Source organism: Paracoccus angustae (assembly GCF_042648745.1).
GTDB classification, from domain to species: domain Bacteria; phylum Pseudomonadota; class Alphaproteobacteria; order Rhodobacterales; family Rhodobacteraceae; genus Paracoccus; species Paracoccus angustae.
The window spans coordinates 54,875-79,455 of sequence record NZ_JBHRXY010000007.1; the positions used below are offsets into that span (position 1 = coordinate 54,875).

The 24,581-nt window shown below is 67.5% G+C and carries 25 protein-coding genes; 12 read left to right on the forward strand and 13 right to left on the reverse strand.

What is annotated here, in order from left to right; all coding sequences use genetic code 11:
• Positions 1-108 precede the first annotated feature (108 nt).
• From ACFOM8_RS10750 to ACFOM8_RS10760, 3 genes are all read left to right on the forward strand, one after another.
• Positions 109-546, forward strand: coding sequence for a universal stress protein (locus ACFOM8_RS10750; protein ID WP_377761355.1), 438 nt, complete (start codon positions 109-111; stop codon positions 544-546).
• Positions 547-685: 139 nt separating this feature from the next.
• Positions 686-2,362, forward strand: coding sequence for a cytochrome c oxidase subunit I (gene ctaD, locus ACFOM8_RS10755; protein ID WP_377761356.1), 1,677 nt, complete (start codon positions 686-688; stop codon positions 2,360-2,362).
• Complete coding sequence (locus ACFOM8_RS10760) at positions 2,362-2,856, forward strand: DUF2244 domain-containing protein (protein WP_377761357.1); 495 nt, start codon at positions 2,362-2,364, stop codon at positions 2,854-2,856. Before ctaD ends, ACFOM8_RS10760 begins: the two co-directional genes overlap by 1 nt.
• Here the strand turns inward: ACFOM8_RS10760 and ACFOM8_RS10765 are convergent, their stop codons facing one another.
• Together ACFOM8_RS10765 and ACFOM8_RS10770 are read right to left on the reverse strand one after the other, a co-directional pair.
• Complete coding sequence (locus tag ACFOM8_RS10765) at positions 2,857-3,045, reverse strand: DUF3008 family protein (protein WP_377761358.1); 189 nt, start codon at positions 3,043-3,045, stop codon at positions 2,857-2,859.
• A 41-nt stretch (positions 3,046-3,086) separates the two neighbouring features.
• Positions 3,087-3,548: a GatB/YqeY domain-containing protein gene (locus ACFOM8_RS10770; RefSeq protein WP_377761359.1), complete on the reverse strand. Its 462-nt coding sequence runs from the start codon at positions 3,546-3,548 to the stop codon at positions 3,087-3,089.
• A gap of 132 nt (positions 3,549-3,680) precedes the next feature.
• Between ACFOM8_RS10770 and carA the strand changes: the two genes are divergently transcribed.
• Complete coding sequence (carA, locus tag ACFOM8_RS10775; RefSeq protein ID WP_377761360.1) at positions 3,681-4,835, forward strand: glutamine-hydrolyzing carbamoyl-phosphate synthase small subunit; 1,155 nt, start codon at positions 3,681-3,683, stop codon at positions 4,833-4,835.
• Between the two features lie 54 nt (positions 4,836-4,889).
• Positions 4,890-6,944: a glycosyltransferase gene (locus ACFOM8_RS10780; protein WP_377761361.1), complete on the forward strand. Its 2,055-nt coding sequence runs from the start codon at positions 4,890-4,892 to the stop codon at positions 6,942-6,944.
• Here the strand turns inward: ACFOM8_RS10780 and ACFOM8_RS10785 are convergent.
• Positions 6,941-9,733, reverse strand: coding sequence for a [protein-PII] uridylyltransferase family protein (locus tag ACFOM8_RS10785; protein WP_377761362.1), 2,793 nt, complete (start codon positions 9,731-9,733; stop codon positions 6,941-6,943). The genes ACFOM8_RS10780 and ACFOM8_RS10785 overlap by 4 nt on opposite strands.
• A gap of 206 nt (positions 9,734-9,939) precedes the next feature.
• On the opposite strand from ACFOM8_RS10785, the gene ACFOM8_RS10790 reads away from it, so the two are divergent.
• The 3 genes from ACFOM8_RS10790 (at position 9,940) to ilvN (ending at position 13,296) form a co-directional block, all read left to right on the forward strand.
• On the forward strand, positions 9,940-10,779 hold the full coding sequence (locus ACFOM8_RS10790) for an arginyltransferase (RefSeq protein ID WP_377761363.1): 840 nt from the start codon (positions 9,940-9,942) through the stop codon (positions 10,777-10,779).
• A gap of 144 nt (positions 10,780-10,923) precedes the next feature.
• Positions 10,924-12,678: an acetolactate synthase 3 large subunit gene (locus ACFOM8_RS10795; RefSeq protein WP_377761364.1), complete on the forward strand. Its 1,755-nt coding sequence runs from the start codon at positions 10,924-10,926 to the stop codon at positions 12,676-12,678.
• Positions 12,679-12,735: 57 nt separating this feature from the next.
• A complete protein-coding gene (ilvN, locus tag ACFOM8_RS10800) occupies positions 12,736-13,296 on the forward strand; it encodes an acetolactate synthase small subunit (RefSeq protein WP_377761365.1) in 561 nt (186 codons plus the stop codon).
• A 34-nt stretch (positions 13,297-13,330) separates the two neighbouring features.
• Here ilvN and ACFOM8_RS10805 read toward each other — a convergent pair whose 3' ends face one another.
• Together ACFOM8_RS10805 and ACFOM8_RS10810 are read right to left on the reverse strand one after the other, a co-directional pair.
• Positions 13,331-13,654 carry a hypothetical protein gene (locus ACFOM8_RS10805; protein WP_377761366.1) on the reverse strand — a complete coding sequence of 108 codons (324 nt, stop codon included), beginning with the start codon at positions 13,652-13,654 and terminating at the stop codon, positions 13,331-13,333.
• A gap of 322 nt (positions 13,655-13,976) precedes the next feature.
• Positions 13,977-14,729 carry a M48 family metallopeptidase gene (locus tag ACFOM8_RS10810; RefSeq protein WP_377761367.1) on the reverse strand — a complete coding sequence of 251 codons (753 nt, stop codon included), beginning with the start codon at positions 14,727-14,729 and terminating at the stop codon, positions 13,977-13,979.
• Positions 14,730-14,883: 154 nt separating this feature from the next.
• On the opposite strand from ACFOM8_RS10810, the gene ACFOM8_RS10815 reads away from it, so the two are divergent.
• From ACFOM8_RS10815 to ACFOM8_RS10825, 3 genes are read left to right on the forward strand one after another with little or no spacing between them, the layout of a single operon-like run.
• Positions 14,884-15,123, forward strand: coding sequence for a hypothetical protein (locus ACFOM8_RS10815; RefSeq protein ID WP_377761368.1), 240 nt, complete (start codon positions 14,884-14,886; stop codon positions 15,121-15,123).
• A gap of 49 nt (positions 15,124-15,172) precedes the next feature.
• The gene (locus ACFOM8_RS10820; RefSeq protein WP_377761369.1) at positions 15,173-15,745 is read left to right on the forward strand and encodes a nitroreductase family protein; all 573 of its coding nucleotides are present in this window, start codon (positions 15,173-15,175) and stop codon (positions 15,743-15,745) included.
• Positions 15,742-16,458: an EI24 domain-containing protein gene (locus ACFOM8_RS10825; protein ID WP_377761370.1), complete on the forward strand. Its 717-nt coding sequence runs from the start codon at positions 15,742-15,744 to the stop codon at positions 16,456-16,458. Before ACFOM8_RS10820 ends, ACFOM8_RS10825 begins: the two co-directional genes overlap by 4 nt.
• Here ACFOM8_RS10825 and ACFOM8_RS10830 read toward each other — a convergent pair.
• A complete protein-coding gene (locus ACFOM8_RS10830) occupies positions 16,415-16,684 on the reverse strand; it encodes a DUF1467 family protein (RefSeq protein ID WP_377761371.1) in 270 nt (89 codons plus the stop codon). The genes ACFOM8_RS10825 and ACFOM8_RS10830 overlap by 44 nt on opposite strands.
• Entirely contained in the window at positions 16,684-17,088 is a 405-nt protein-coding gene (gene mce / locus ACFOM8_RS10835) for a methylmalonyl-CoA epimerase (protein ID WP_377761372.1), read from the reverse strand. The genes ACFOM8_RS10830 and mce overlap by 1 nt, the downstream gene beginning before the upstream one ends.
• A gap of 126 nt (positions 17,089-17,214) precedes the next feature.
• Between mce and ACFOM8_RS10840 the strand changes: the two genes are divergently transcribed.
• Positions 17,215-17,949: a response regulator gene (locus ACFOM8_RS10840; protein WP_377761373.1), complete on the forward strand. Its 735-nt coding sequence runs from the start codon at positions 17,215-17,217 to the stop codon at positions 17,947-17,949.
• Here the strand turns inward: ACFOM8_RS10840 and ACFOM8_RS10845 are convergent.
• From ACFOM8_RS10845 to ACFOM8_RS10870, 6 genes are all read right to left on the reverse strand, one after another.
• A complete protein-coding gene (locus ACFOM8_RS10845) occupies positions 17,946-18,650 on the reverse strand; it encodes a GNAT family N-acetyltransferase (RefSeq protein WP_377761374.1) in 705 nt (234 codons plus the stop codon). The genes ACFOM8_RS10840 and ACFOM8_RS10845 overlap by 4 nt on opposite strands.
• Positions 18,651-18,669: 19 nt before the next feature.
• Positions 18,670-19,848, reverse strand: coding sequence for a DUF1501 domain-containing protein (locus tag ACFOM8_RS10850; protein ID WP_377761375.1), 1,179 nt, complete (start codon positions 19,846-19,848; stop codon positions 18,670-18,672).
• 4 nt (positions 19,849-19,852) lie between these two features.
• Positions 19,853-21,196: a DUF1800 domain-containing protein gene (locus ACFOM8_RS10855; protein WP_377761376.1), complete on the reverse strand. Its 1,344-nt coding sequence runs from the start codon at positions 21,194-21,196 to the stop codon at positions 19,853-19,855.
• 63 nt (positions 21,197-21,259) lie between these two features.
• Positions 21,260-23,035, reverse strand: a complete 1,776-nt coding sequence (aspS, locus tag ACFOM8_RS10860; protein ID WP_377761377.1) for an aspartate--tRNA ligase — start codon at positions 23,033-23,035, stop codon at positions 21,260-21,262.
• A gap of 59 nt (positions 23,036-23,094) precedes the next feature.
• Positions 23,095-23,751, reverse strand: coding sequence for a CPBP family glutamic-type intramembrane protease (locus ACFOM8_RS10865; protein WP_377761378.1), 657 nt, complete (start codon positions 23,749-23,751; stop codon positions 23,095-23,097).
• Positions 23,724-24,515, reverse strand: a complete 792-nt coding sequence (locus ACFOM8_RS10870; RefSeq protein WP_377761379.1) for a glycoside hydrolase family 25 protein — start codon at positions 24,513-24,515, stop codon at positions 23,724-23,726. Before ACFOM8_RS10870 ends, ACFOM8_RS10865 begins: the two co-directional genes overlap by 28 nt.
• Positions 24,516-24,581 lie beyond the last annotated feature (66 nt).

The window sequence follows — 24,581 nt, forward strand, 5'->3', positions numbered from 1 at the left end:
CTTCGGGGCCGGTCCGTTTGACCTGGATCAATCCGCCCCGAAGCCTGCCATGGCAGGTTGCCCTCCGAAACCGGACCGCAGCGGCGGTTCCACAGCGACGGAGGAGCGATGTTCAAGCATGTCCTGATCCCGACCGACGGGTCGGAACTGGCAACCCAGGCGGTCGACAAGGGCATCGCGCTTGCCGCCGGGATGGGGGCGGAGGTGACGGTGGTAATCGTGACCGAACCGTTCCGCATCCTCAGCGCGGATTCGATGCAGGTCGAGAGCACGCGCGGCAGCTACGACGCGGATGCCGCCCGCCAGGCCGAACGGATCCTGCAAGCGGCGCGCGACAAGGCGGCGGCCGCGGGCGTGCCCGCGCGGACCCATCACAAATGGCACGACAGCCCCTCCGAGGCGATCATCGACACCGCCCTGGCCGAAGGCTGCGACCTGATCGCCATGGCGTCCCACGGACGGCGCGGGATGGCGGCGCTGGTGATGGGCAGCCAGGCCACCAAGATTCTGACCCATTCCAAAATCCCCGTTCTTGTGTATCGTTGACCCCGCAGCGCCGTTTGCCGCCAAAAGCTGCCGTTCCGGCGCCCTTAGGGCATTGCCGGGTCGGCATGGCTGGTCTAGAACAACCCCAGGGAAATGCCGGTCTGCCGGACCGGATCACTATATCTGAGGGAGTTCGGGTATGGCAGACGCAGCCGTTCATGGCCACGACGACCATCACGACCAACGCGGGTTCTTCACCCGCTGGTTCATGTCCACCAATCACAAGGACATCGGGATCCTGTACCTGTTCACCGCGGGGATCGTGGGTCTGATCTCGGTCAGCTTCACCGTCTACATGCGGATGGAGCTGCAAAATCCCGGGGTGCAATACATGTGCCTGGAAGGCGCGCGCTTCATCGCCGACGCGACCGCCGAATGCACCCCGAACGGGCATCTGTGGAACGTGATGATCACCTATCACGGCGTCCTGATGATGTTCTTCGTGGTGATTCCCGCGCTGTTCGGCGGCTTCGGCAACTATTTCATGCCGCTGCACATCGGCGCCCCGGACATGAGCTTTCCGCGCCTGAACAACCTGTCCTACTGGATGTATGTGGCGGGCGTGGCGCTTGGCGTGGCGTCGCTTTTGTCGCCGGGCGGGTCCGACCAGCTGGGCTCGGGCGTCGGCTGGGTCCTGTATCCGCCGCTTTCGACGACCGAGGCCGGCTATTCCATGGACCTGGCGATCTTCGCGGTTCACGTGTCGGGCGCGTCCTCGATCCTGGGCGCCATCAACATCATCACCACCTTCCTGAACATGCGCGCCCCCGGCATGACGCTGTTCAAGGTGCCGCTGTTCGCCTGGTCGGTCTTTATCACCGCCTGGCTGATCCTGCTGGCCCTGCCGGTGCTGGCCGGCGCCATCACCATGCTGCTGATGGACCGCAACTTCGGCACCAACTTCTTCAACCCGGCCGGCGGCGGCGACCCGGTGCTGTACCAGCACATCCTGTGGTTCTTCGGCCACCCCGAGGTCTACATCATCATCCTGCCGGGCTTCGGCATCATCAGCCACGTGATCTCGACCTTCGCCAAGAAGCCGATCTTCGGCTATCTGCCGATGGTTCTGGCAATGGCCGCGATCGGCGTGCTGGGCTTCGTTGTCTGGGCGCACCACATGTACACCGCGGGCATGTCGCTGACCCAGCAAAGCTACTTCATGCTGGCCACCATGACCATCGCCGTGCCCACGGGCATCAAGGTCTTCTCGTGGATCGCGACGATGTGGGGCGGCTCGGTCGAGTTCAAGACGCCCATGCTCTGGGCCTTCGGCTTCCTGTTCCTGTTCACCGTGGGCGGCGTGACCGGCGTCGTGCTGTCGCAGGCGCCGCTGGACCGCGTTTACCATGACACCTACTATGTCGTGGCGCACTTCCACTACGTGATGTCGTTGGGCGCGGTTTTCGGGATCTTCGCGGGCGTGTATTACTGGATCGGCAAGATGTCGGGCCGCCAGTATCCCGAATGGGCGGGCAAGCTGCATTTCTGGATGATGTTCATCGGCGCGAACCTGACCTTCTTCCCGCAGCACTTCCTGGGCCGCCAGGGGATGCCGCGCCGCTACATCGACTATCCGGTCGAGTTCGCCTATTGGAACTACATCAGTTCTCTGGGCGCCTACCTGTCCTTCGCGTCGTTCCTGTTCTTCATCGGCGTCGTGTTCTACACCTTGTTCGCAGGCAAGCGCGTGACCCAGAACAACTACTGGAACGAGTACGCCGACACGCTGGAATGGACCCTGCCCTCGCCCCCGCCGGAGCACACCTTCGAGCAGCTTCCCCGGCGCGAGGACTGGGATCACAGCCACGCCCACTGATGCCCTATGAATGGATCGACACGGCCCCGGATCACACCGGGGCCTTATCATATCGGCTGAGGCTCTGGCCCTATCAGTCGCTGCCCCGCCGCGGCTTTGTCTGGTTCATCGGGGTAACGGCGGGCTTCATGGCGCTGCCGGTGGTGGCGATGCTGGGCACCGCCGTTCTTTGGGGCCTTCTGCCCTTTGTGCTGCTGGTGATCGGCGGGGTGTGGCATGCGATCCAGCGCAGCTATGCCCGGGGCGACATGGCCGAGGAGCTGGTGCTGGACCGCAGGACCGCCCGGGTCTCGCGCCGCGATCCGGGCGGGCGGCTGCGGGAATGGACAACGAACAGCTATTGGCTGCGCCCGACGCTGCGGCGCGGGCCGGTCGAATCCTACCTGACGCTTACCGACGGGCAACGAGAGATCGAACTGGGCGCCTTCCTCACGCCCGAGGAACGCCGCAGCCTGCACGACGACCTGCAACGGCGGCTGGCCAGCCTGCGCTGATCAGTCCTTCTTCACATGCTCGGGCTTGCCCTTGCGCGCGGTTTGCGCAAGATCCTTCAGCTGAGCCTCGCTCATGCTGTCATGCATGTCCTTGGACGCGCCCTGGAGGTCCGCCACCTTTGTGTCGCCACGCTTGGCGGACAGGGCGGCCCCCGCGGCTTTCTGCTGGGCTTTCGACTTGGCTGGCATCGCTGTCGCCTCCTGCCGCGTTCAACGCCCTGCCACCCTTTTCAGTTCAACAGCCGCGCCTTGACCAGCGGCCCCACGGTGCCGAAATCCATCTGCCCCGCATGGCGGTCGCGCAGTTCCGCCATGACGCGGCCCATGTCGCGGATCCCGGTCGCCCCCAGATCGGCGATGGCCGCGTCGATGGCGGCGGCGGTTTCCGCCTCGGACAGCTGCCGGGGCAGGAACTCCTGAATGACGGCGATCTCGTCCTCCTCCTTCTGGGCCAGCTCCAGCCGGCCGCCTTCCTCGTAGGCCTTGGCCGATTCCTGGCGTTGCTTGACCATCTTGGACAGGATGGCGATCAGATCGGCGTCGCCCAGCGTGCCGTCGCCGTCGCCCGTGCGGGCGGCGATCTCGCGGTCCTTGATGGCGGCGGTGATCAGCCGCAGCGTGGACAGCCGCGCGCTGTTCTTGGCCTTCATGGCTTCCTTTGTGGCGGCTTGCAGGGTGGCGCGCAGGTCCATTGTCGTCTCCCGGGGACGCGAAAACCTGGCGTTTAGGCCAGCCCCCCGCGCAAATCAAGATGGGGCGATGTCCTTGACCTTGCCAGCCCCGGCCCTTATTGACCGGCAGATTTCACGCAAAGGGTGCTTGCCATGGCCAACAAACCGACCGCCTGCCTTGCGCTTGCCGACGGGACCGTCTTCTACGGCCAGGGCTTCGGCGCCCCCGGGGAAGTCGTGGCCGAGCTGGTCTTCAACACCGCGATGACCGGCTATCAGGAGATCATGACCGATCCCTCCTATGCCAGCCAGATCGTCACCTTCACCTTTCCCCATATCGGCAACACCGGCATCACGCCCGAAGACGACGAGGCCCCCGATCCCGTCGCCAGCGGCATCGTTGTCCGCTGGGATCCGACCGAGCCGTCGAACTGGCGCGCCGCGGGCGATCTGGCGGACTGGATGGCCCGGCGCGGCCGCATCGGCATCGGCGGCGTGGACACCCGCCGCCTGACCCGCGCGATCCGTCAGCAGGGCGCGCCGCATGTGGTGCTGTCCCATGACCCCCAGGGCAATTTCGACATCGCCGCCATGGTCGCCAAGGCCCGCGACTGGACCGGCCTTGTGGGTCTCGATCTGGCGCGCGACGTGACCTGCCGCCAAAGCTATCGCTGGGACCAGGGCGCTTGGGAATGGGGCAAGGGCTTTGGCACCTCGCCCGAGCCCAAGCCCTTCAAGGTCGTGGCGCTGGACTACGGCGCGAAGCGCAACATCCTGCGCTCGCTGGTGGCCTTCGGGGCCGACGTGACTGTGCTGCCCGCCACCGCCACCGCCGAGGAGGTTCTGGCCCATGACCCCGAGGGCGTGTTCCTGTCGAACGGCCCCGGCGATCCGGCGGCGACCGGCGCCTATGCCGTGCCGATGATCCAGGGGCTGCTGAACCGCGACATGCCGATCTTCGGCATCTGCCTGGGCCACCAGATGCTGGCGCTGGCGCTTGGCGCGAAGACCGTGAAGATGGGCCACGGCCACCATGGCGCGAACCATCCCGTGCGCGACACGGAAACCGGCAAGGTCGAGATCACCTCGATGAACCACGGCTTCGCGGTGGACAGCCAGACCCTGCCCCGCGGCGTGATCGAGACCCATGTCAGCCTGTTCGACGGCAGCAATTGCGGCATCCGGGTCCAGGACAAGCCGGTCTTTTCCGTGCAATATCACCCCGAGGCCGCGCCCGGCCCTCAGGACAGCCTGTATCTGTTCCAGCGTTTCGCCGACGCGATGCGCAGCCGCCGATCTGGGGCTTAACCCCTTCTTAACCGCTTTCATGCCACCCATGGGCGATCCAGAAGGGAATCGCCCATGGCCAGTCCGCAAACCTCAGCCGTTCCGCCCGCCGACGCGGCGGCGCCGACCATGGCGCCCCGCAATCAGGCGCCGTTGGGACAGCTGCTTCTGGAAGACGGCGCCGTCGATCCCGGCAACCTGCTAAAGGCCAGCGTGATGCGCGGGCGGCAGGACAGCCGCCTGGGTCAGATCCTTCTGTCGCAAGGCTGGGTCACGCCCGAGGCGCTGCTGCGCGCCTTGTGCCGCCAATGGCGCACAACGGCCCTCGATCCCGCGAAAACGCCGGGCGATCCGCGCCTTATCGACGCCCTGGGGACCGAGTTCTGCCTGGCGAACGCCGTCCTGCCCTGGCGGCGCATCGGCGGCGTCACCTGGATCGCCACCGCCCGCCCCGAGGCTTTCGCCGCGCTGATCCCCTCCTTTCCCGCAGGCTTCGGGCAGGTGCGGATGCTGCTGTGCAGCGAGGATCAGGTCCAGGCCGCCGTTCTGGCCGTCCGCCGCATCGCCATGATCCGCCAGGCCGAGATGCGCGTCCCCGCCGCTGAAAGCTGCCGGTCCCGGAACGAGGCGCGCACCGGCCGCATCGCCCTGGGCGCGATGGCGGCCCTGGCCCTTGGCCTGTGGCTTGTGCCCGTGACGGTTCTGTCGGTCCTGACGCTGTGGGCCACGGTGTCGCTGCTGGCGCAAAGCGGGCTGAAGCTGCTGTCCCTTCTGGCGACCCGCCGCGTCCATGCCGAGGAACGCGCCCTGGCCGAGGACCTGGCCCGGGGCAAGGCCGCGCGGGCGGAAATGACCGGGCCGCTGCCGGTGATCTCGGTCATGGTGCCGCTGTTTCGGGAAAGCGATGTCGCGGGCAAGCTGGTGGGCCGCCTGTCGCGGCTGGACTACCCGCGCGAACTGACCGACATCCTGCTGGTGATCGAGGCCAGCGACCAGGTGACGCGCAACGCCCTGCAAGGGGTGCGCCTGCCCGGCTGGATCCGCGTGGTCGAGGTGCCGAACGGCCCCGTGCAGACCAAGCCGCGCGCGCTGAACTATGCGCTGAACTTCTGCCGGGGCGCGATCATCGGGGTCTGGGATGCCGAGGACCGGCCCGACCCCGACCAGTTGCACACCGTGGCCCGCCGCTTCCATTTCGCGCCTGCCGACGTGGCCTGCCTGCAAGGCGCGCTTGACTACTACAACCCGCGCACCAACTGGCTGGCGCGCTGCTTCACCATCGAATACGCGGCCTGGTTCCGGGTGATCCTTCCCGGCGTCGCCCGCCTCGGGCTGGTGGTCCCCCTGGGCGGCACCACCCTGTTCTTCCGCCGCGACGCGCTTGAACAGGTCGGTGCCTGGGACGCCTGGAACGTGACCGAGGACGCCGATCTGGGCGTGCGCCTGGCCCGGCGCGGCTGGCGAACCGCCATCATCGACACAACCACCGACGAGGAGGCGAACTGCCGCGCCCTGCCCTGGATCAAGCAGCGGTCCCGCTGGCTGAAAGGCTATGCGATGACCTGGGGGGTCCACATGCGCGATCCCCGCGCCTTGTGGCGGGAACTGGGGCCGCGCCGCTTTATCGGCTTCCAGATCCAATTCCTGGGCAGCCTGTCGCAATACCTGCTGGCCCCCGTCCTGTGGAGCTTCTGGCTGCTGAGCCTGGGCCTGCCACATCCGCTGCGCGAGCCGCTGGCGGGGGTCTGGGGCGGCTATGCCATCCCGGCGCTGTTCGGAACTTTTGTCGCCTCGGAACTGCTGTCCATCGGGGTCGGCATGTGGGCGGTCCGGGGCGACAAGCACCGCCACCTGATGTATTGGGTGCCCAGCCTGCACCTGTATTTCCCGCTGGGCTGCCTTGCCGGGTGGAAGGCGATCTACGAGGTGGTCGTGAAGCCCTTTTACTGGGACAAGACCGCGCATGGAATCTATGACGCCGACGCCGCTGCCGCGGCAGTCCCCGAAGGCACGGTTTCGGTTCCGCTGCTGGGCACCATCGGCGAGCGCCGGCCCGACGTCGGGCCGGCGGCTCAGGCGATCGACGAAGGTCTTGCCGCCGCCGCGGCGCCGGCCCGGAAAAGCGCCTAGCCCGCTTCGACCGGCAGGGCCGCGTCGATCAGCGCGGCGGCTTCGGCGCAGAAATCGCGCAGGCGGCCGGCAAGGTCCGCGATCGACCTGGCGCCGCTTTCCCGCAGCAGGAATTCCTGCCCGCCGAGGCCGATTTCATCCATGTCCAGGGGCTTGGCCGTCAGCAGACGCCCCGAGGCGTGAAGCCGCCACAGGAAGCGCCAGATCGAGGCCAGCCGGTCCGCATCCTCCGCGGCGATCAGCCCCGCCCGCCGCCCGGCGCGCAGTTGCGCCAGCGTCCCGCGCGCCGGATCGCCCGCCCGCAGCGCCAGCGATTGCGCCAGCAGGTCGATGTCCTGCAACCGGCCGGGACCGACCTTGGCCTCCCACGCGCCATCCAGGGGACGGGCCGCGAAGATCCGTTCGCGCATGTCGGCCAGGTCGGGCATCACGCGCGGATCGGCGCCGCGCCCGCGCAGCACCGCCAGCCGCAGCGCCTCGACATCGTTCGCCAGCTCCTCGGCCCCCTCGCCCGCAAACGCCACCACGCGGGCGCGGGTCAGGGCCAGATGCTCCCATGTCCAGGCCTCGGTCATCTGGTAGCTTTCGAAGCTCTGGATGGCGGTCGCCACCGGCCCCTGCCGCCCCGAGGGGCGCAGCCGCATGTCCACCTCGTATAACCGCCCCTCGGCCGTGGGGGCCGAGGCCGCGGTGATCATCGCCTGCGTCAGCCGCGCGTAATAGGGACGCGCCGCCAGCGGGCGCGGCCCGTCCGAACCGTCCGCCCCGTCCGCGTCATAGATCACGATCAGGTCCAGGTCCGATCCCGCGTTCAGCGTCCGAGCGCCCAGCGAACCCATGCCCAGCACCACCGCCCCCCGCCCCGGAGGGGCGCCATGCTTGCGGGCGAAATCCCCGGCGGTGACGGGAAACAGCGCGCCCACGCAGGCGTCCGCGATGTCGGCATACTGGCGCGCCGCCTCGTCCGCGTCGATCAGGCCGCGGAGGTGGTGGACGCCCACGCGGAAATGCCATTCATGCGCCCAGCGGCGCGCGCCGTCCAGCGCGGCCTCGTATCCGCCGCCCGGTCCGGTCAGCGCCCCTTGCAGCAAACGCTCCGCATCCGCTCGCAGCCCCTGAACGCCCGGCCAGGGCGAGAAGAAGCTGCCGCCCAGCACCGCGTCCAGCACCGCGGGGTGGCGCGTCAGATAGGCGGCAAGCCCCGGCGCGCTGCCGCAGATGTCGACCAACAGGTCGATCAGCGTCGGATTGGCCTCGAACAGGGAAAAGATCTGCACGCCGGCGGGCAGGCCAGACAGAAAGGCGTCGAAACGGCGCAGCGCCTCGGTCGGGTGGCCGGTCCGGGCCATGCGGGACAGCAGTTCGGGTTCGACCCGCTTGAAGATCTGCTGGGCGCGGGTGGAGCGCAGGGCCGGATAAGCGTGCCACCCGTCGATCACCGTCTGCGATTCGGGCGAGATCGACGGACGCTCGGCGGCCCCGCCGGGGGCGAAAAAGCTTTCGGTCAGTTCGTGCACATGCTCCAGCCGCGCGCGCAGGCGAGCGGACCAGGCGTCCGCATCCGCCTCGCCCATCATCGCGGCGATCAGCGCCACGCCAGCCGCGTCCTTGGGCAGGCTGTGGGTCTGGGCGTCGTTGACCATCTGGATGCGGTGTTCGATGTCGCGATGCGCGCGGTAATGGTCGATCAGCTGCCCCGCGACATCGGAGGGAATCCAGCCCTTGTCCGCCAGCGCGGCAAGCCCGCCCACGGTGTCGCGCTGGCGCAGGCCGGGGTCGCGCCCGCCCGCGATCAGCTGGCGGGTCTGAGTGAAGAACTCGATCTCGCGGATGCCGCCCCGGCCCAGCTTCATGTTGTGGCCCGGAATCTCCAGCCGCCCGCCAAGGCCCTTGTGGTCGCGGATGCGCAGGCGCATGTCGTGGGCGTCCTGGATCGCCGCGAAATCCAGGTGCTTGCGCCAGACGAAGGGCCGCAGTTCGCGCAGGAAACGTTCGCCCGCCGCGATGTCGCCCGCCGCCGCCCGCGCCTTGATAAAGGCCGCGCGTTCCCAGGTCCGCCCCTCGGCCTCGTAATAGGCCAGCGCGGCCGCGGTCGAGATGCAGACCGGCGTGACCGCCGCGTCGGGGCGCAACCGCAGGTCGGTGCGGAAAACATAGCCGTGGGCCGTCACCTCGGACAGCAGGGCGGCCGTCTTGCGGGTGGCGCGGATCAGCGCCGCGCGCGCCTCTGTCTGGTCCTGGCTGTCATAGGCCGTCTCATCGAACAGCACGATCAGGTCGATGTCGGAACTGTAGTTCAGTTCCCGCGCGCCGCCCTTGCCCATGGCCAGCGCGAAGATCCCGCCCGCATCGGCATCGGTCCGGGGCAGCTTGCCGCGGCGGCGTTCCTGCGCGACATGGACCCGCAGGGCCAGATCGACGGCGCGGTCGGCCAGGTCGGACAAGGCGCCCGTCACCTGCTCCAGCGGCCAGACGCCGCCCAGGTCGGCCAGTGCGGCATAGAGGGCGACCCGGCGCTTGGCCCGGCGCAGGGCAACCGCCAGATCCTCGGGGGACAGGCCGTCGAAACCCGCCGTTTCGCGGGCGACGACATCGTCCCGGCCAAGCGCGCCGGGCAGCCAGTCGGCCTCCTTTTGCAGCAGGCCCGCCAGATAGGGGCTGCATCCGGCCGCGCCGCCGACCAGCGCGGCCAGCGCGGGATCCAACGTCGGGAACAGCGACAGGACGTGCCGCGCCCGGTCGGGATCGGCGGCAAGGGGATGGCGGGTGATGCGGGCGGCGAAATCCATGCGCGGCATGGTCAGGCAAAGGCCCGGCCCGGTCAATGTCCCCCGCGCCCCCCCCCCGGGGGTCCGTTCAAGCTTTAAGTCTTTCCCGGCTTGGCGCGTCACGCAATCATTGCTAGGCTTTCGCGCAAATCCACAATCGGCCAGACGGATCCTTTTCGGCGCATGATCAGTTCAGGAACGACAACCCGCCACAAGGGCCGCACCTGATGCGCCATACCCTTCCGCATGCGCCGCAATTCTATGTCACGGCTCCGCAGCCCTGCCCTTACCTGCACGGGCGGGCGGAACGCAAGCTGTTCACGGCGCTGCATGGCGACAACGCGGCCGAACTGAACAACGCGCTGTCGCGCCAGGGTTTCCGGCGGTCGCAGAACGTCCTTTACCGGCCCAGTTGCGAAAGCTGCGTGGCCTGCATGTCGGCCCGCATCCGGGTGGCCGACTTCCAGCCCTCGCGCACGCAGCGCCGCCTGCTGCGCCGCAACGCGGGCCTGAAGCGCCTCGCCACCAGTGCCTGGGCGACCGAGGAGCAGTTCGAGCTGTTCCGCCGATACCTGGACAGCCGCCATGCCGATGGCGGGATGGCCGACATGGACATCTTCGAATTCGCCGCCATGATCGAGGAAACGCCGGTCAAGACCCGCGTGATCGAATACCGTTGCAGCGGGGACCGGCCCGAGCGGCTGGCGCCCGGCGACGATTTCCTGGCGGCGGTCTGCCTGACCGACGTTCTGGATGACGGCCTGTCCCTGGTTTACAGCTTCTACCACCCGATCCTGCAACCGGCGAGCTTGGGGACATACCTGATCCTGGATCACATCGAGATCGCGCGGGCCGCCAAGCTGCCCTACATCTACCTGGGCTACTGGGTGCCGGGCAGCCGCAAGATGGACTACAAGGCGCGCTTTTCCGCGCTCGAGATATACAAGGGCGGGGTCTGGCAGAACATCGGCGATCCGCAGGACCATTCGAACGAGGCGCACCCCCTGTCGGTCGATCCGATCGTCGAACAGGTCGCGCGGATCGCCTTGCCGCAATTCGACCGCTGAAAAGAGCGAAAGAAAATTACAAAAATCCTGTGATCGGCGTCATTTTATCCGCGGCGACCCATTGACCCTGCCGGGTGTCCTCCATAGTTTGCGCCGACTCGCGGGCGGGAAGCCGCCGCGTGCCTTGACCTGATGGAGGAAGCGATGTCCCGAACGATGACGGGTGCAAGAATGGTTGTCGAAGCCCTGCGCGATCAGGGCGTCGATACGGTATTCGGCTATCCGGGCGGGGCGGTGCTACCCATCTACGACGAGATTTTCCAGCAGAACGACATCACCCATGTCCTGGTGCGCCACGAACAGGGCGCGGTCCACATGGCCGAGGGCTATGCCCGGTCCACGGGCAAGCCAGGGGTGGTGCTGGTCACGTCGGGTCCGGGGGCCACGAACGCCGTCACGGGGCTGACCGACGCGCTGCTCGATTCGATCCCGCTGGTTGTGCTGTCGGGCCAGGTTCCGACCTTTATGATCGGCACGGACGGCTTCCAGGAGGCCGATACCGTCGGCATCACCCGGCCTTGCACCAAGCACAACTGGCTGGTCAAGGACACCGACAAGCTGTCCGAAACGATCCACAAGGCCTTCCAGGTCGCGACCTCGGGCCGTCCGGGGCCGGTGCTGGTCGATATTCCGAAGGACGTGCAGTTCGCGACCGGCACCTATGTCGGCCCCAGGCAGGTCGAACCGGGCCGCTATCAGCCGGTCCGCAAGGGCGACATCGCCGCCATCACCCGCCTGGTCGAACTGATCGAGGCGGCGGAACGTCCGGTCCTTTACACCGGCGGCGGCGTCATCAACTCGGGCCCCGGCGCCAGCCAGTTGCTGCGGGAACTGGCCGATGCGACGGGCTTTCCCGTCACCTCGACCCTGATGGGGCTTGGCGCCTATCCGGCATCCGGCAGGAACTGGCTGGGAATGTTGGGAATGCACGGCCTTTACGAGGCGAACCTGGCGATGCACGGCTGCGATCTGATGATCAACATCGGCGCGCGCTTTGACGACCGCATCACCGGCCGCGTCGCGGATTTCAGCCCGCACTCGATCAAGGCGCATATCGACATCGACCCGTCCTCCATCAACAAGGTCATCCATGTGGACATCCCCATCGTCGGCGATGTCGGCCATGTGCTGGAGGATTTGCTGAAGGTCTGGAAATCGCGCGGCCGCAAGACCAACGGCGCCGCGCTGGCCCGGTGGCGGCAGCAGATCGAGGAATGGAAGGCGAAGAACTGCCTGTCCTATCGGAACAGCGACACGATCATCAAGCCTCAATACGCCCTGGAACGGCTGGAGGCGCTGACCAAGGGCCGCGACCGCTACATCACGACCGAGGTTGGCCAGCATCAGATGTGGGCCGCGCAATACCTGCATTTCGAGGGGCCGAATCGCTGGATGACCTCGGGCGGGTTGGGAACGATGGGCTATGGCCTGCCGGCCAGCATCGGCGTGCAGATGGCCCATCCCGAGGCGCTGGTGATCAACGTCGCGGGCGACGCAAGCTGGCTGATGAACATGCAGGAAATGGGCACGGCGGTGCAGTTCCGCCTGCCGGTCAAGCAGTTCATCCTGAACAACGAACGGCTTGGCATGGTCCGCCAATGGCAGCAGCTTCTGCATGGCGAACGCTACAGCCAGAGCTGGTCGGACAGCCTGCCCGATTTCGTCAAGCTGGCCGAAGCCTTTGGCTGCAAGGGCGCGCTGGTCAAGGATCCCAAGGATCTGGACGACGCGATCCAGCAGATGCTGGATTACGACGGCCCCTTCATCCTGGATGTCCTGGTCGAGAAGCACGAGAACTGCTTCCCGATGATCCCGTCCGGCAAGCCCCACAACGAGATGCTGCTGGGCGAGGCTGCGACCTTCGGGGTGATCGAGGTCGATGGCGCCGTGCTGGTGTGATCATGTGGGGCGCTGCCCCACACCCCGGGATATTTACACGAAGATGAAGGCGGAGCCATGAACGCTTTGAACATCCAGAAGGGCGCGTCCAGCCATTCGGCCTATGACCTGCGCGATCCGAATTCCCAGGTCGAGGAAAGCCACACCCTGGCCGTGCTGGTCGAGAACGAACCGGGCGTCCTGGCCCGCGTAATCGGGTTGTTTTCCGGGCGCGGCTACAACATCGACAGCCTAACCGTGGCCGAGGTGGATCACACCGGCCACCGGTCGCGCATCACGCTGGTGACGCGTGGCACGCCCGCCGTGATCGCTCAGGTCAAGACGCAGCTGGGGCGGATCGTGCCCGTGCACGAGGTTCACGACCTGACGGTCGAGGGTCCGGCGGTGGAACGCGAACTGGGCCTGTTCAAGGTGCGCGGCCAGGGCGAAAAGCGGGTCGAGGCGCTGCGGATCGCTGAAATCTTCCGCGCCAACGTGGTCGATTCGACGCTGGAAAGCTTTGTCTTCGAACTGGTCGGCACGCCCACCAAGCTGGACGCCTTTGCCGATCTGATGCGGCCCCTGGGATTGGCCGACCTGGCCCGCACCGGCGTCGCCGCCCTGTCGCGCGGGATCTGAGCCCGGTCAGCTTGGTCCAGTCAGCTTGGTCCGGTCAGCTTGCGGCCGCCGCCCTCAGGGCCGGGCCCGCCGCGAGCTGGTCTCTCGACTCGGGCTGCGGGGTCGAGGAAACGATGCGCAGATGCGGCTCGGCCGGAGGGGCGCTGGCGCGCAGCATTCCCGGAAGATGGGCAAATTCCTGTTCCGAAAGCAGGCTGACCCGACGGGCGTTGCGAAGCGCGCCGACGATCTCGCTTTCCAGTTCCACCAGATCCCCCGGCTGGGGCCAACTGGCCGGGCTGGCGAGGTTCTCGCGGCCCTGTAGATAGGCCAAGGCGGCATGATCCTCGCACCAGATCACCGCCTTTTCCTTGTCCACGCTGCTCCAAACTACGACGCCGATCATCCCGCAACTCCAAACGGACGCCCATTGGCATCGCGCTACCACGTCAAATCACATGCATTTTATGTGCATGGTAATGGTGACGAAAGCAGATTTCCGCCGATCGGTCAGCTTTTTTTTGCCAGTTGCGCGAAGATTGTCAGTCTCCCTGCTTCTTTGAAACACAAGATGGCGCAACACCTTGTTTAGGCGTTAGGTTCCAGAACGGTTATGAATTGTCCCATTGCGGCCGCCGCAGCCGCGGCGGTGTTCCGGCGCGAATCGTGGCATATTTGCCGCAGGTGAAATCCTGCGGCGGCTACCGGATGCGTCCGCTGACCACGTCATCGACCGCCCGGCGGACCTGGGCAAGGCGCGCCGCCCGCGAGGGGTGGGTGCCCAGGACATGATCGCCCGGATCGGGGATTCGCTCGAAGAACCGCGACCCGTTGATGGGATCGAAGCCCGCGTTCATGGTCATGATCGCGCCCAGATAGTCCGCCTGAAGCTCCCAATCGCGGGAATAATAGCGCGAACCGACCGAGGCGCCGATGCGCTGCGCGGTTTCGATGGCTTCCTGGTTGTTGCCGTAAACCGAGGCGATGCTGCCCAGGATCACCGCCCCTGCCGCCGCCGCCCCGGCCTTGCGGTCCAGGTGGTTCAGGACATGGTGGCTGGCTTCGTGGCCCACGACAAAGGCGATCTCGTCCCCGTTGCGGGCCAGCGCGATCAGCGACAAGGTGAAACCGATGATCGGGCGTCCCGTGGCGTCGATGGTCTGAAAGGCGTTCGGCTCCTGCCCCGGGCGGTCGTCCACGACGAACTGGAAGTCGCAGTTGATGGGCTGCGTGCGCCGTTGCAGGCATTCGCGTTCCACCGCGGGTTCCATCCGGCGCATGACGGCCACGAACATCCGGGCGGTCGATTGCGGGCTGCCGTCGTTGGTCAGAACCGGCGCAGGCACGGGCGCGGCGTAAGGGCCGACCGGCGACGGCGCGGTGTCCATCGGCAGGGGCGCGCAGGCCGCCATGCCCAGAAGCCCCGCACCCAGGATCGCCGCGACTTGCCTCATCACTCTGCCCCTTGCCCTTCGCCGCATTTCGCCGTCACGCGGTCTTACCCTTGATCCGCGCCGATCTTATCCTTTCGTCAGAAGCCGCGCAAACCCTGCCCGCTTGCCGAAGGGCGCTCATCACGCGAATGTCGGCCGAACCAAGGAGACAGCGATGTTCACCATCGAGCATGATTTCGACGCCACCGTCATCACCCTGATCGACGAGGCCGATCCCGACACCGGCCCCCTGAACGAGGACGTGGTGATCCTGTCCTTCGACGACCGGGTGGTGGTGGAACAGGTCGGCCCCGACGACGAGGTGGTGCGCGTCACCCTGTCGATGCACCAGCTGGCCGAATTGCGGCTGGCGCTGAACCTGCCCGAAGGCAACTACCGGATCGAGCGCGGCTAGGTTGCGCAACCCGCCGCTTTCGGAAACAACGGGCGCGAAGGAGACTGCCATGACCTATCGCAACGATGCCGCGCTGGATTTCCTGGCGACCCGCAGGTCGCATCCGCCCAAGATGCTGCGCGAGCCCGCCCCCGACCGGGCCGAGATCCTGCGCCTGCTGACGCTGGCCGCCCGCACCCCCGACCACGGCAAGCTGGAACCCTGGCGATTCGTGGTTCTGGAACGCGCCGCCCTTGACCGGCTGGCCCCGATCCTGCGCGATCAGGTGCTGGCGGCGGGCCAGGGCGAGGCGGCGGCGGACAAGGCGGCGGCGGCCTTCGCCTCTCCGGCGATCGTGGCGGTGATCTCCGCCCCCGTCGCCAGCGAGAAGGTGCCGGGATGGGAACAGTTCCTGTCGGCGGGCGCGGTCTGCCTGGGGCTGGTCAACGCGGCGCTGGCCTCGGGGTGGGGCGCGGCCTGGCTGACGGGGCCCGCGGTTCTGGACGAGACCTTCGGGCGCACCCACCTGGGCCTGTCCGAGAACGAGCGCATCGTCGGGCTGGTCCACCTGGGCAGCCGGGGCGAGACGCCGCCCGAGCGCCCGCGTCCCGATGTCGCGGCCAAGACAAGCTGGCTGGAATGACCGTTCTTCGCGCCCTGGCGTTGGCCTGGCTGGATCTGCTGCGCCCCCGCATCCTGCGGCTGGCGCTGATGGGCGCCGGGCTGACGATCCTGCTGTTCGTTGCCCTGCAATCGGCGGTTTTCTGGGCCGTCCGCAGCTTCGTTCCGGGGAACTGGTCGCTGCCCTGGATCGGCTCGCTGGATGTCGGATCGGCCTTGTCCTGGGGGTCGCTGGCGCTGTTCCCGCTGATGGGCTTTTTCCTGATGGCCCCGGTTGCGGCGGGTTTCGCGGGGCTGTTCGCCGAACGGGTCGCCGACGCGGTCGAGGAGATCCATTATCCCGCCCGTCGCGGAAGCTCGCTGGACTTCATGGACGGGCTGCTGGAATCACTGGCGGTTGTCGCGGCCGTTCTGTTGGTTGCGGTGGTGTCGCTGGTGCTGACGCCCTTTCTGGGGCCGCTGGCGCCCGTGCTGCTGTTCGGCGCGAACGGCTGGCTGCTGGGACGGGAATTCTTCCAGATGGCCGCGCGCCGCCACATGGACGAACCGCAGGCGACGGCGTTGCGCAAGGCCAACGGGGCGCGGGTCACGCTGGCGGGCGTCCTGGTCGCGGTGGCGCTGGCCGTTCCGGTGGTGAACATCGCGGTGCCGCTGCTGGCCGCGGCGGCCTTCACGCATCTGTTCCACCTTCTCAGCGGACCAGCCGGTCCAGGTTCGCGATATCCGCGCGGGTGACGAAGCCGCCCAGGATCACGGCGGCGATGGCGGCCCAGATCACCAAGGCGATGGCCGTGGTCCAGATCAGCTTGCGTTTCAGTCGCAGGTCGGCGGGCGCCCCCGCGGGGGTGCCCGGCACGATGGCGCCCGCGTCCTGCTGGCTGCGCTGGCCGATCAGCACCACGATGAACAGGGTCAGGAACCACAAGACGGCGAACAGGACGATGCCTCCGGTCAGGTTCATCAGACCTGCTCCAGTTCGATGAGGCAGCCGTTGAAGTCCTTGGGATGCAGGAACAGCACCGGCTTGCCATGCGCGCCGATCCTGGGTTCCCCGTCGCCCAGCACGCGCGCGCCTTCGGACTTCAGCCGGTCGCGGGCCGCCAGGATGTCCTCCACCTCGAAGCACATGTGATGGATCCCGCCCGAGGGGTTCTTGTCCAAAAACCCCTTGATCGGGCTGTCCTCGCCCAGGGGATGAAGCAGTTCGACCTTGGTGTTGGGCAGTTCGATAAAGACCACCGTGACGCCGTGGTCGGGTTCGTCCTGCGGCGCGCCCACCTTGGCGCCCAGCGTGTTGGCGTATTGGGCCTGCGCCGCGGCCAGGTCGGGAACCGCGATGGCGACGTGGTTGAGGCGTCCAATCATCTTTTCCTCCGTTTTCACCGCTTCTAGGGCCTTCGGACGGGCGGCGAAAGGAAAACCCGGCGGCGTTAACCGCTTCTTAGCGAATCGGCCGCTAACTGGAACGGCGACATTGGTAGGGACACTGACATGCAGAAAGACATTGCGTCCGACGTGGTCGAAGCTTTGCCCATGTGGCGGGCCTCGTTGCCGAACCGCCCGCTGACCGGGCTGACCGTTCTTGTGGTCGAGGATTCGCGCTTCGCCAGCGAGGCCGTGCGGCTGTTGTGCCTGCGCTCGGGCGCGCGGATCCGGCGGGCCGATTGCCTGCGGTCCGCCGCGCGGCATCTGCAAACCTATCGCCCCGCGGTGGTCATCGTGGATCTGGGCCTGCCCGACGGCGACGGCGCGGGGCTGATCCGCCAGGTCGCCACGACCGAGCCCCGGGTGCCGGTGCTGCTGGGCATCTCGGGCGATCCGGGCTTGGGCGACGTGGCGCTGGCTGCCGGGGCGGACGGCTTTCTGGCAAAGCCCATCGAAAGCCTGGCGGTCTTTCAGCAGACGATCCTGTCGGCCCTGCCGGTCGAGGCGCGGGGCCACGGGTTGCGCGTGCTGCCGGACGAGGTGATCCAGCCCGACCCTTCGGGCCTGCGCGACGACCTGGCCCATGTGGCCGAAATCCTGGCCAGCGCGCAGGACACCACGGCGGTCGATTACATCGCCCATTTCCTGGCGGGCATCGCCCGGTCGGCCCATGACCCGGTGCTGGAGGCGGCGGCCACGGCCTTGCAGCGCGACCGCGAGGCGGGCCATGCCCTGGCCAGCGATCTGGCCCGGATCAGCGGGCTGGTGCAGGAACGCCTGGCCAGGGTCGCAAGCCTTTAGCCCGCGCCGCCGCGTCCCGGCAGCGCCCTGCCCGTCAGTTCCGACAGGCTTTGACGCTGCCGGTTGTCCTCGTCGAAATTCTCCGCGTCCAGCCAGGCGGCATAGGCCGGCGCCAAGACCCGCCAGTCTCCATCGGTGATCGAAAACCAGGCCGTGTCGCGGTTCTCGCCCTTGACGATCATGTGGTTGCGGAACGTCCCTTCATGGGTAAAGCCCAGCCGCAGCGCCGCCCGGCGGGAAGGTTCGTTCAGCGCGTTGCATTTCCATTCCACCCGGCGATAGCCGTGATCCATGGCCCAGCCGATCATCGCCATCAGCGCCGCGCTGGCCGTCCGGCCGCGTTGCAGGACCGGCGTCAGCAGGATATGCCCGATCTCGATCACGCCATAGGCTTGCTCGATCCGCAGGAAAGAGGCCTGGCCCGCCGCCCGCCCCGTCCGGGGATCAAGGATCGCCAGGAAAAAGGGATCCGCCAGGGCCTCGATCCGCGCCGTCCAGGCCTGATGGTCGCTTCGGGATGGAAAGGGGCCATAGGGCATGTAGGTCCACAGCGCGTCATGGCCTGCCTGCGCGTCGAACAGGTCGGCGGCATGGCGGTCAGCCGACAAGGGTCGCAGGATGTCGCTGCAAATCGGCTGCGCCGCCGGATGCGGGGGCGGCACGAAATCCGCCAAGGACGCCTTTTCCCCGTCGACCCGCATTCCGAACCCCCTGGCCTGATCATGCCAGAATGCGCGGATTGTCCCCCATGTCGAGACCGGGAAACACGCCGCGCTCCAGCACGTCGGGGGCGATGCCGAACAGGTCGCGCAGCGCCCAGGCGGCATGGGCGCGGATGTCGCGCAGCGGCATCAGGTCGCGCCCGGCGTAAAGGTCGCCCTCGGCCAGGCCCGGCCAGCCGCCGATGGCCCGCCCGCCCCGGATGTTGCCGCCCGCCACCAGCAGCGCCCCGCCGGTGCCGTGGTCGGTTCCGCCGGTCCCGTTCTCTCGCACGGTGCGGCCGAATTCGGTCATGGCCAGCACCGTTGTCCGCGTCCAGTTCGCGCCCAGATCCGCGCGCAGGGTCAGGATCGCGGCGCCCAGGCGTTGCAGGGCGCGGCCGATGACCTGGGGCTGACGGGCATGGCTGTCCCAGCCGGAGATCGAGAAGGTGGCGATCCGCGTCTCGCCGTTCAGGCGGTCGGCGGCGAATCGCGCCAAGGCCTGCGCGTCGCGGGTCGGTCCCGCCTCGGTCTCGATGGCGGCAAGGCCGTCGTTGATGATCTCCACCGCCTGTTCGCCCGCCGGGCGGAACAGCGGATCGTCGTGCCAGACATGGGTCAGCAGCCGCTGGCCCTGCGCGGACAGGCGAAAGCGCGTCTGCGGCGCCCAGCTTTTGGCGGGCGCCGCGCCGTCCAGGATGCGCATGTCGTCCAGGCCCACCGAATAGGCCGTTTCCGACCGCACCCCCGGCATCGCCTGCAACAGGCGGTTCAGCCAGCCGTCGCGCTGGCGGACGGCCTCGACATCGGTGCCCGTCCCGGCCTCCAGCACGTCCTGGCCGTCGAAATGGCTGCGCTTGTCGCGGTATGGGGTGGAAACGGCGGGGGCAAAGCCCAGCTCGCCCGCGCGCCACAAGGGCATCAGGTCCGCCAGCGCGGGATGCAGCGCGAAAAAGCCGTCGAGATCCTGCGCCCCGCCCTCGGGTCCGACCGACAGCGTCTTGCGCAAGGTCCGCAGGGCCGGGTCGCCATAGGGCTGGAACGCGTCCAGCCCGTCCATCGCCCCGCGCAGGATGATGACAACCAGGCGGTTCTCGCCCGGCGCGCTGGCAAAGGCGATCGAGGACAGCAGCGGATGGGCGGCGGCCGAGCAGCCGGCAAGGGCGCTGGATTTCAGGAACAGGCGGCGGGACAGCATCGCGTCATCTCCGGTTGAAATCGGGCGAGGCCAGGATCACGGCCATCCCTTCGGCCGGGCTTTCGGCCTTGGGCACCGCCCAGCGAAGCGCCTCGGACGCGCTGTCGCCCAGGGACGCCCGCATGAAGGCGCGCGGATCGGGCTGATCCGGCAGCAGCTTGGGCAACATGCGCATGGCCCAGTCGATGCGCCCCGCCAGCCCCTGCGCCGTGGCCCAGGCGTCCGCATCCTCGGGCCAGCCGTCGGGGCCGCGCGGAACGCCCCAGCGTTGCCCCATCACGAACATGCCGTTCAGCAGCAGCCTGATGAAGGCGCGATCCTCCAGCGCCATGATGTCGGCGTGCGCGAAGCCGCATCCGCGCAGCGCCGCCACGATGAAGTCGAAGGGCTGGCGCACCTTGTGGCGGAAACAGTCGCGCAGTTCCGGCGCCTCGGCCAGCGCCAGATAAAGCGTCGGCAGGTCGCCGCCGCTGCCGCGAAAGGCTTGGGTCAGCCGCCGGACCAGGCCGTCGGGCGGATCGTCGGACACGAAATGCACCGCCAGCTTGCGCGAGATATGACGCGCGGTCGCGTCGTGGGCGGCCAGGTCCTCGATGACCCCGCGCACCACCCCCCGCCCCTTGCCCCGCGTGTAGGTTTTGCCCAGCACCTCGAAGGGGCCGGGTTCCGCCCAGTTCCTGTTGAAGAAGCTGGCTGCGTCCCGGTTGGGGCGAAAGGTCAGCCCGGTCAGCAGCAGGGCCAGCTGGCGCACGTCGCGCTGGCCATAGCCCGATCCGGCACCCAGGCTGTGCAGCTCGATCATCTCGCGGGCGAGGTTTTCGTTCACGCCCCGCCCGGCCTTTCCCGCGCGCGAGTTCGGCCCGACCGAAACCGCCTGGTCCAGATAGGTGATCATCCGCGGATGCGTTTCGGCCGCGAACATCAGGTCCGCGAAGCGCCCGCCGATATGGGGCCGGATCGCCTCGTCCACGAAAGCCGCCGCGGTGACCACGTCGAAGACGCTGCCGTTCGTCACGGTGAAATGATCGGCCCAGAACTGGACCAGCCGCTCGCCGAAGCCGCCGGCATCGCCCACCGCGCGGGCCATCCTGATCCGGGGCGCGCGCCGCCCGATGTCGCGCACATGGTCGCGCAGCGCCTGTATCTGCGGTTTCGGCGCCTTCTGGCGGTTCAGGTCGGCAAAGCGCGCCCGGTGGGGCAGATGGTCCCGGGCCACCGAAAAGGCATCCCCGTCCGGCCCGGCGGTCCTGATCGCCTCGACCAGCGCCGCCGGATCGGCTGGCGGGCTGGACAGGGGCGAAAGCCCAAAGCCCAGCCGGATCGCGGCAAGTTCGGGATAGGACAGCATCCGCGCCCCCCTTGCGTCATGAATTCCTTCACAAAGCTAGAGACATGGGGCCGGAATGTCCCATCACTCTTTCGGCAGGACGCGCAGGCGCAGTTCGCGCAGCTGTTCGTTGGTGGGCTCCGACGGGGCGCCCATCATCAGATCCTCGGCCCGCTGGTTCATCGGGAACATGATGACCTGGCGGATGTTCGCCTCGTCCGCCAGCAGCATCACGATCCGGTCGATGCCCGCAGCACAACCGCCGTGCGGCGGCGCGCCATAGCGGAAGGCCTTGACCATGCCGCCGAACCGCTTTTCCACCTCACTGGCCGGATAGCCCGCCAGCTCGAAGGCCTTGAACATGATCTCGGGCTTGTGGTTGCGGATCGCGCCGCTGATCAGCTCGTAGCCGTTGCAGGCGAGGTCGTACTGATAGCCCTTCACCTGCAAGGGATCGCCGTTCAATGCGTCCAGGCCGCCTTGCGGCATTGAGAACGGGTTGTGGCTGAAGTCGATCTTTCCGTCGTCGGTCTTTTCGTACATCGGGAAATCGACGATCCAGGCGAACTTGAACTGGTTTTCCTGGGTCAGGCCCAGCTCGCGCCCGATCTCGTTGCGGGCGCGGCCCGCGACAGCCTCGAACTGCTCGGGACGGCCGCCCAGGAAGAACACGGCATCGCCCTCGCCCAGGCCAAGCTGGGCGCGGATGGCTTCGGTCTTTTCGGGGCCAAGAGCCTTGGCGATGGGACCGGCGGCCTCGGTCGAGCCGTCCTCGGCCTTGCGCCAGAAGATGTAGCCCATGCCGGGCAGCCCTTCGCGCTGCGCAAAGGCGTTCATGCGGTCAGCGAACTTGCGGCTGCCCCCCGTGGGCGCGGGAATGGCGCGGATCTCGGTCCCTTCCTGCTCCAGCAGCTTGGCGAAGATGCCGAAGCCCGAGCCGCGGAAATGGTCGGAAACCACCTGCATCTCGATCGGGTTGCGCAGGTCGGGCTTGTCGCTGCCGTATTTCAGCAGCGATTCCGCATAAGGGATGCGCGGCCAGTTCGGATCGACCGGGCGGCCGCCCCCGAATTCCTCGAACAGGCCCTGGATGACCGGCTGGATCGCGGCAAAGACATCCTCCTGATCCACAAAGGACATCTCCAGATCAAGCTGGTAAAAGTCGGTGGGGCTGCGGTCGGCGCGCGGATCCTCGTCGCGGAAGCAGGGCGCGATCTGGAAATAGCGGTCGAAGCCCGCGACCATGATCAGCTGCTTGAACTGCTGAGGGGCCTGCGGCAAGGCGTAGAACTTGCCCGGATGCAGGCGCGAGGGCACCAGGAAGTCGCGCGCGCCTTCGGGAGAGGACGCGGTGATGATGGGCGTCTGGAATTCGGTGAAGCCGCCGTCCCACATGCGGTTGCGGATCGACCGGATCACCTTGGACCGCAGCATGATGTTGTTGTGCAGGCTTTCGCGGCGCAGGTCCAAAAAGCGATAGGCCAGCCGCGTTTCCTCGGGGTATTCCTGGTCTCCGAAAACCGGCAAGGGCAGTTCGTCGGCGGGGCCGAGCACCTCGAGGTCGGTGGCATAGACCTCGATGGCGCCGGTGGGCAGCTTGGGGTTGACCAGCGACGCGTCGCGCAGCTTCACGCGGCCGTCGATGCGGATCACGGTTTCCGCGCGCAAGCGGTCCATGGCGGCGAAGGCCGGGCTGTCGCTGTCGGCCAGGACCTGCGTCATGCCGTAATGGTCGCGCAGGTCCACGAACAGCACGCCGCCATGGTCGCGGACCCGGTGGACCCAGCCCGACAGGCGGACGGTTTCCCCGGCATGGGCGGCAGTCAGATCGCCGCAGGTGTGGCTGCGATAGGCGTGCATGGTCGTTCCCCGAATAATCCGCCCCGCATCAAGCGCGGCGGGGGCGGGAAGTCAACCGGTCAGAACGGACGCACCACGTTGCCGGTATAGAAATAGGCCCCCATGCCGACCGTGAACAGGATGTTGCCGGCCAGCGCGTGCAGCACCCAGGCGGCGGGAAAGCCGTGGCGCAGATAGGCGCGGGCGAAAATCCAGCCGCCCACGAAGGTCATCACCGCCACGACCGAAGACCAGTACATCAGGTGGGCAAAGGAAAAGACCGCCGCGTTGACGGCGATGGCCCCCTGCCCCGTCGGCAACAGCGCGCCGTAGCGATGGAAGAACAGCGGACGGAAGATCAGTTCCTGGGGCAGCGCGGACAGGATCGGGTAGAAGACCCAGATCACCGGCAGCATCCCCGACCGGAGCATGGCGAACAGCCGTTCGGGATAGCTGACATACAGGATCGCCGTTCCGGCAAGAAGGGTGGCGGCCGACAGCAGCAGCACCTCGCGCCGGGGTATCCGGCTCCACCCCCGGACCAGCGAGCGGAAGCCGAAGCCGCCGGTGCGCCACAGCAGCAGCATCCCGATGACGGAAAAGACCGCCAGGGCCTCGAACAGGTGGCGGCCCGGCATGAACAGCGCAATGGCCAGCGGCGCCCCGATATAGAGCGCCGCGAACTCGATCCCCAGCCAAAGCCGCGATCTTACCGTGTCAGACGTGTTTGCAACCATCGTACCCAATCCGCGCGGGTTCCGGCAAAGGCGTTCAGGTCGGTGTTGCCACGGATGCCTGGAACGATGCCGGTTCCGGTATATTGCCAAAAGGCCCACCGCTGCCCGGGATAGGGAACGCTGGGATGATTGGCGACCGAGCGCAGCCAGAATTCCGCGCGCATGTCGCCCAGCCGGTTGTCGCGATAGAAATCGACCGTCGTGTAGATGATCGGACGCTGGCCGTAATGGCGGCCCACGATGTCCATGAAGATCGAGGCCTGCTGCTTGATCTGTTGCGGCGAGGGCCGGAAAGGACAGGTCTGGGAACGGGTCCATTCCAGGTCGATGACCGGCGGCAGGGATCCGATTTCGCGCGGCACCTGGCGGATGAACCACGCCGCCTGCTCGGCCCCCGAACGGCAGAAGTAGTAATAGTGATAGGCGCCGCGCGGAATCCGGGCTTCGGCGGCCTCGCGCCAATAGCGGTGAAAGGCCGGATCGTAATGGTCGCCTCCCTCGGTCGCCTTGATGAAGGCAAAGCTGATGCCCGCGTTGCGGACACGGTTCCAGTCGATGTCCCCCTGCCAGCGCGACACGTCGATGCCGTGGACCGCATGGCCGTAAGGATGCCGCCCGCCCCAGTCATGCGGCGCCGAATCGCCCAGTTGCGCATTCGCCCCCGGCCCCGGTGCCGCGCGATAGCCACCCCTTTCGGGCGTCCGCGCGCAGGCAACCGCCAGCACCAGCATCAGCCCCATCAATATCCTGTTGAAACGCCGCATTCTGCCCCTTCGACTTTGCATGGGCACTTGCCGCGCCCTTTTCGGTGCTTATCGCAAGGTCGTGAA

Bases quoted from the DNA above. Each gene is read 5' to 3' on its own strand.
- ACFOM8_RS10825 (WP_377761370.1), top strand. From the start codon at position 15,742: ATGACCGTTCTTCGCGCCCTGGCGTTGGCCTGGCTGGATCTGCTGCGC.
- ACFOM8_RS10750 (WP_377761355.1), top strand. From the start codon at position 109: ATGTTCAAGCATGTCCTGATCCCGACCGACGGGTCGGAACTGGCAACC.
- ACFOM8_RS10830 (WP_377761371.1), bottom strand. From the start codon at position 16,684: ATGAACCTGACCGGAGGCATCGTCCTGTTCGCCGTCTTGTGGTTCCTG.
- aspS (WP_377761377.1), bottom strand. From the start codon at position 23,035: ATGCACGCCTATCGCAGCCACACCTGCGGCGATCTGACTGCCGCCCAT.
- ACFOM8_RS10770 (WP_377761359.1), bottom strand. From the start codon at position 3,548: ATGGACCTGCGCGCCACCCTGCAAGCCGCCACAAAGGAAGCCATGAAG.
- ACFOM8_RS10870 (WP_377761379.1), bottom strand. From the start codon at position 24,515: ATGCGGCGTTTCAACAGGATATTGATGGGGCTGATGCTGGTGCTGGCG.
- ACFOM8_RS10845 (WP_377761374.1), bottom strand. From the start codon at position 18,650: ATGCGGGTCGACGGGGAAAAGGCGTCCTTGGCGGATTTCGTGCCGCCC.
- ACFOM8_RS10795 (WP_377761364.1), top strand. From the start codon at position 10,924: ATGTCCCGAACGATGACGGGTGCAAGAATGGTTGTCGAAGCCCTGCGC.
- ACFOM8_RS10785 (WP_377761362.1), bottom strand. From the start codon at position 9,733: ATGGATTTCGCCGCCCGCATCACCCGCCATCCCCTTGCCGCCGATCCC.
- ctaD (WP_377761356.1), top strand. From the start codon at position 686: ATGGCAGACGCAGCCGTTCATGGCCACGACGACCATCACGACCAACGC.
- ACFOM8_RS10810 (WP_377761367.1), bottom strand. From the start codon at position 14,729: ATGAGGCAAGTCGCGGCGATCCTGGGTGCGGGGCTTCTGGGCATGGCG.
- ACFOM8_RS10865 (WP_377761378.1), bottom strand. From the start codon at position 23,751: ATGGTTGCAAACACGTCTGACACGGTAAGATCGCGGCTTTGGCTGGGG.
- ACFOM8_RS10815 (WP_377761368.1), top strand. From the start codon at position 14,884: ATGTTCACCATCGAGCATGATTTCGACGCCACCGTCATCACCCTGATC.
- carA (WP_377761360.1), top strand. From the start codon at position 3,681: ATGGCCAACAAACCGACCGCCTGCCTTGCGCTTGCCGACGGGACCGTC.
- ACFOM8_RS10790 (WP_377761363.1), top strand. From the start codon at position 9,940: ATGCGCCATACCCTTCCGCATGCGCCGCAATTCTATGTCACGGCTCCG.
- mce (WP_377761372.1), bottom strand. From the start codon at position 17,088: ATGATTGGACGCCTCAACCACGTCGCCATCGCGGTTCCCGACCTGGCC.
- ACFOM8_RS10820 (WP_377761369.1), top strand. From the start codon at position 15,173: ATGACCTATCGCAACGATGCCGCGCTGGATTTCCTGGCGACCCGCAGG.
- ACFOM8_RS10780 (WP_377761361.1), top strand. From the start codon at position 4,890: ATGGCCAGTCCGCAAACCTCAGCCGTTCCGCCCGCCGACGCGGCGGCG.
- ACFOM8_RS10840 (WP_377761373.1), top strand. From the start codon at position 17,215: ATGCAGAAAGACATTGCGTCCGACGTGGTCGAAGCTTTGCCCATGTGG.
- ilvN (WP_377761365.1), top strand. From the start codon at position 12,736: ATGAACGCTTTGAACATCCAGAAGGGCGCGTCCAGCCATTCGGCCTAT.
- ACFOM8_RS10850 (WP_377761375.1), bottom strand. From the start codon at position 19,848: ATGCTGTCCCGCCGCCTGTTCCTGAAATCCAGCGCCCTTGCCGGCTGC.
- ACFOM8_RS10855 (WP_377761376.1), bottom strand. From the start codon at position 21,196: ATGCTGTCCTATCCCGAACTTGCCGCGATCCGGCTGGGCTTTGGGCTT.
- ACFOM8_RS10760 (WP_377761357.1), top strand. From the start codon at position 2,362: ATGCCCTATGAATGGATCGACACGGCCCCGGATCACACCGGGGCCTTA.
- ACFOM8_RS10765 (WP_377761358.1), bottom strand. From the start codon at position 3,045: ATGCCAGCCAAGTCGAAAGCCCAGCAGAAAGCCGCGGGGGCCGCCCTG.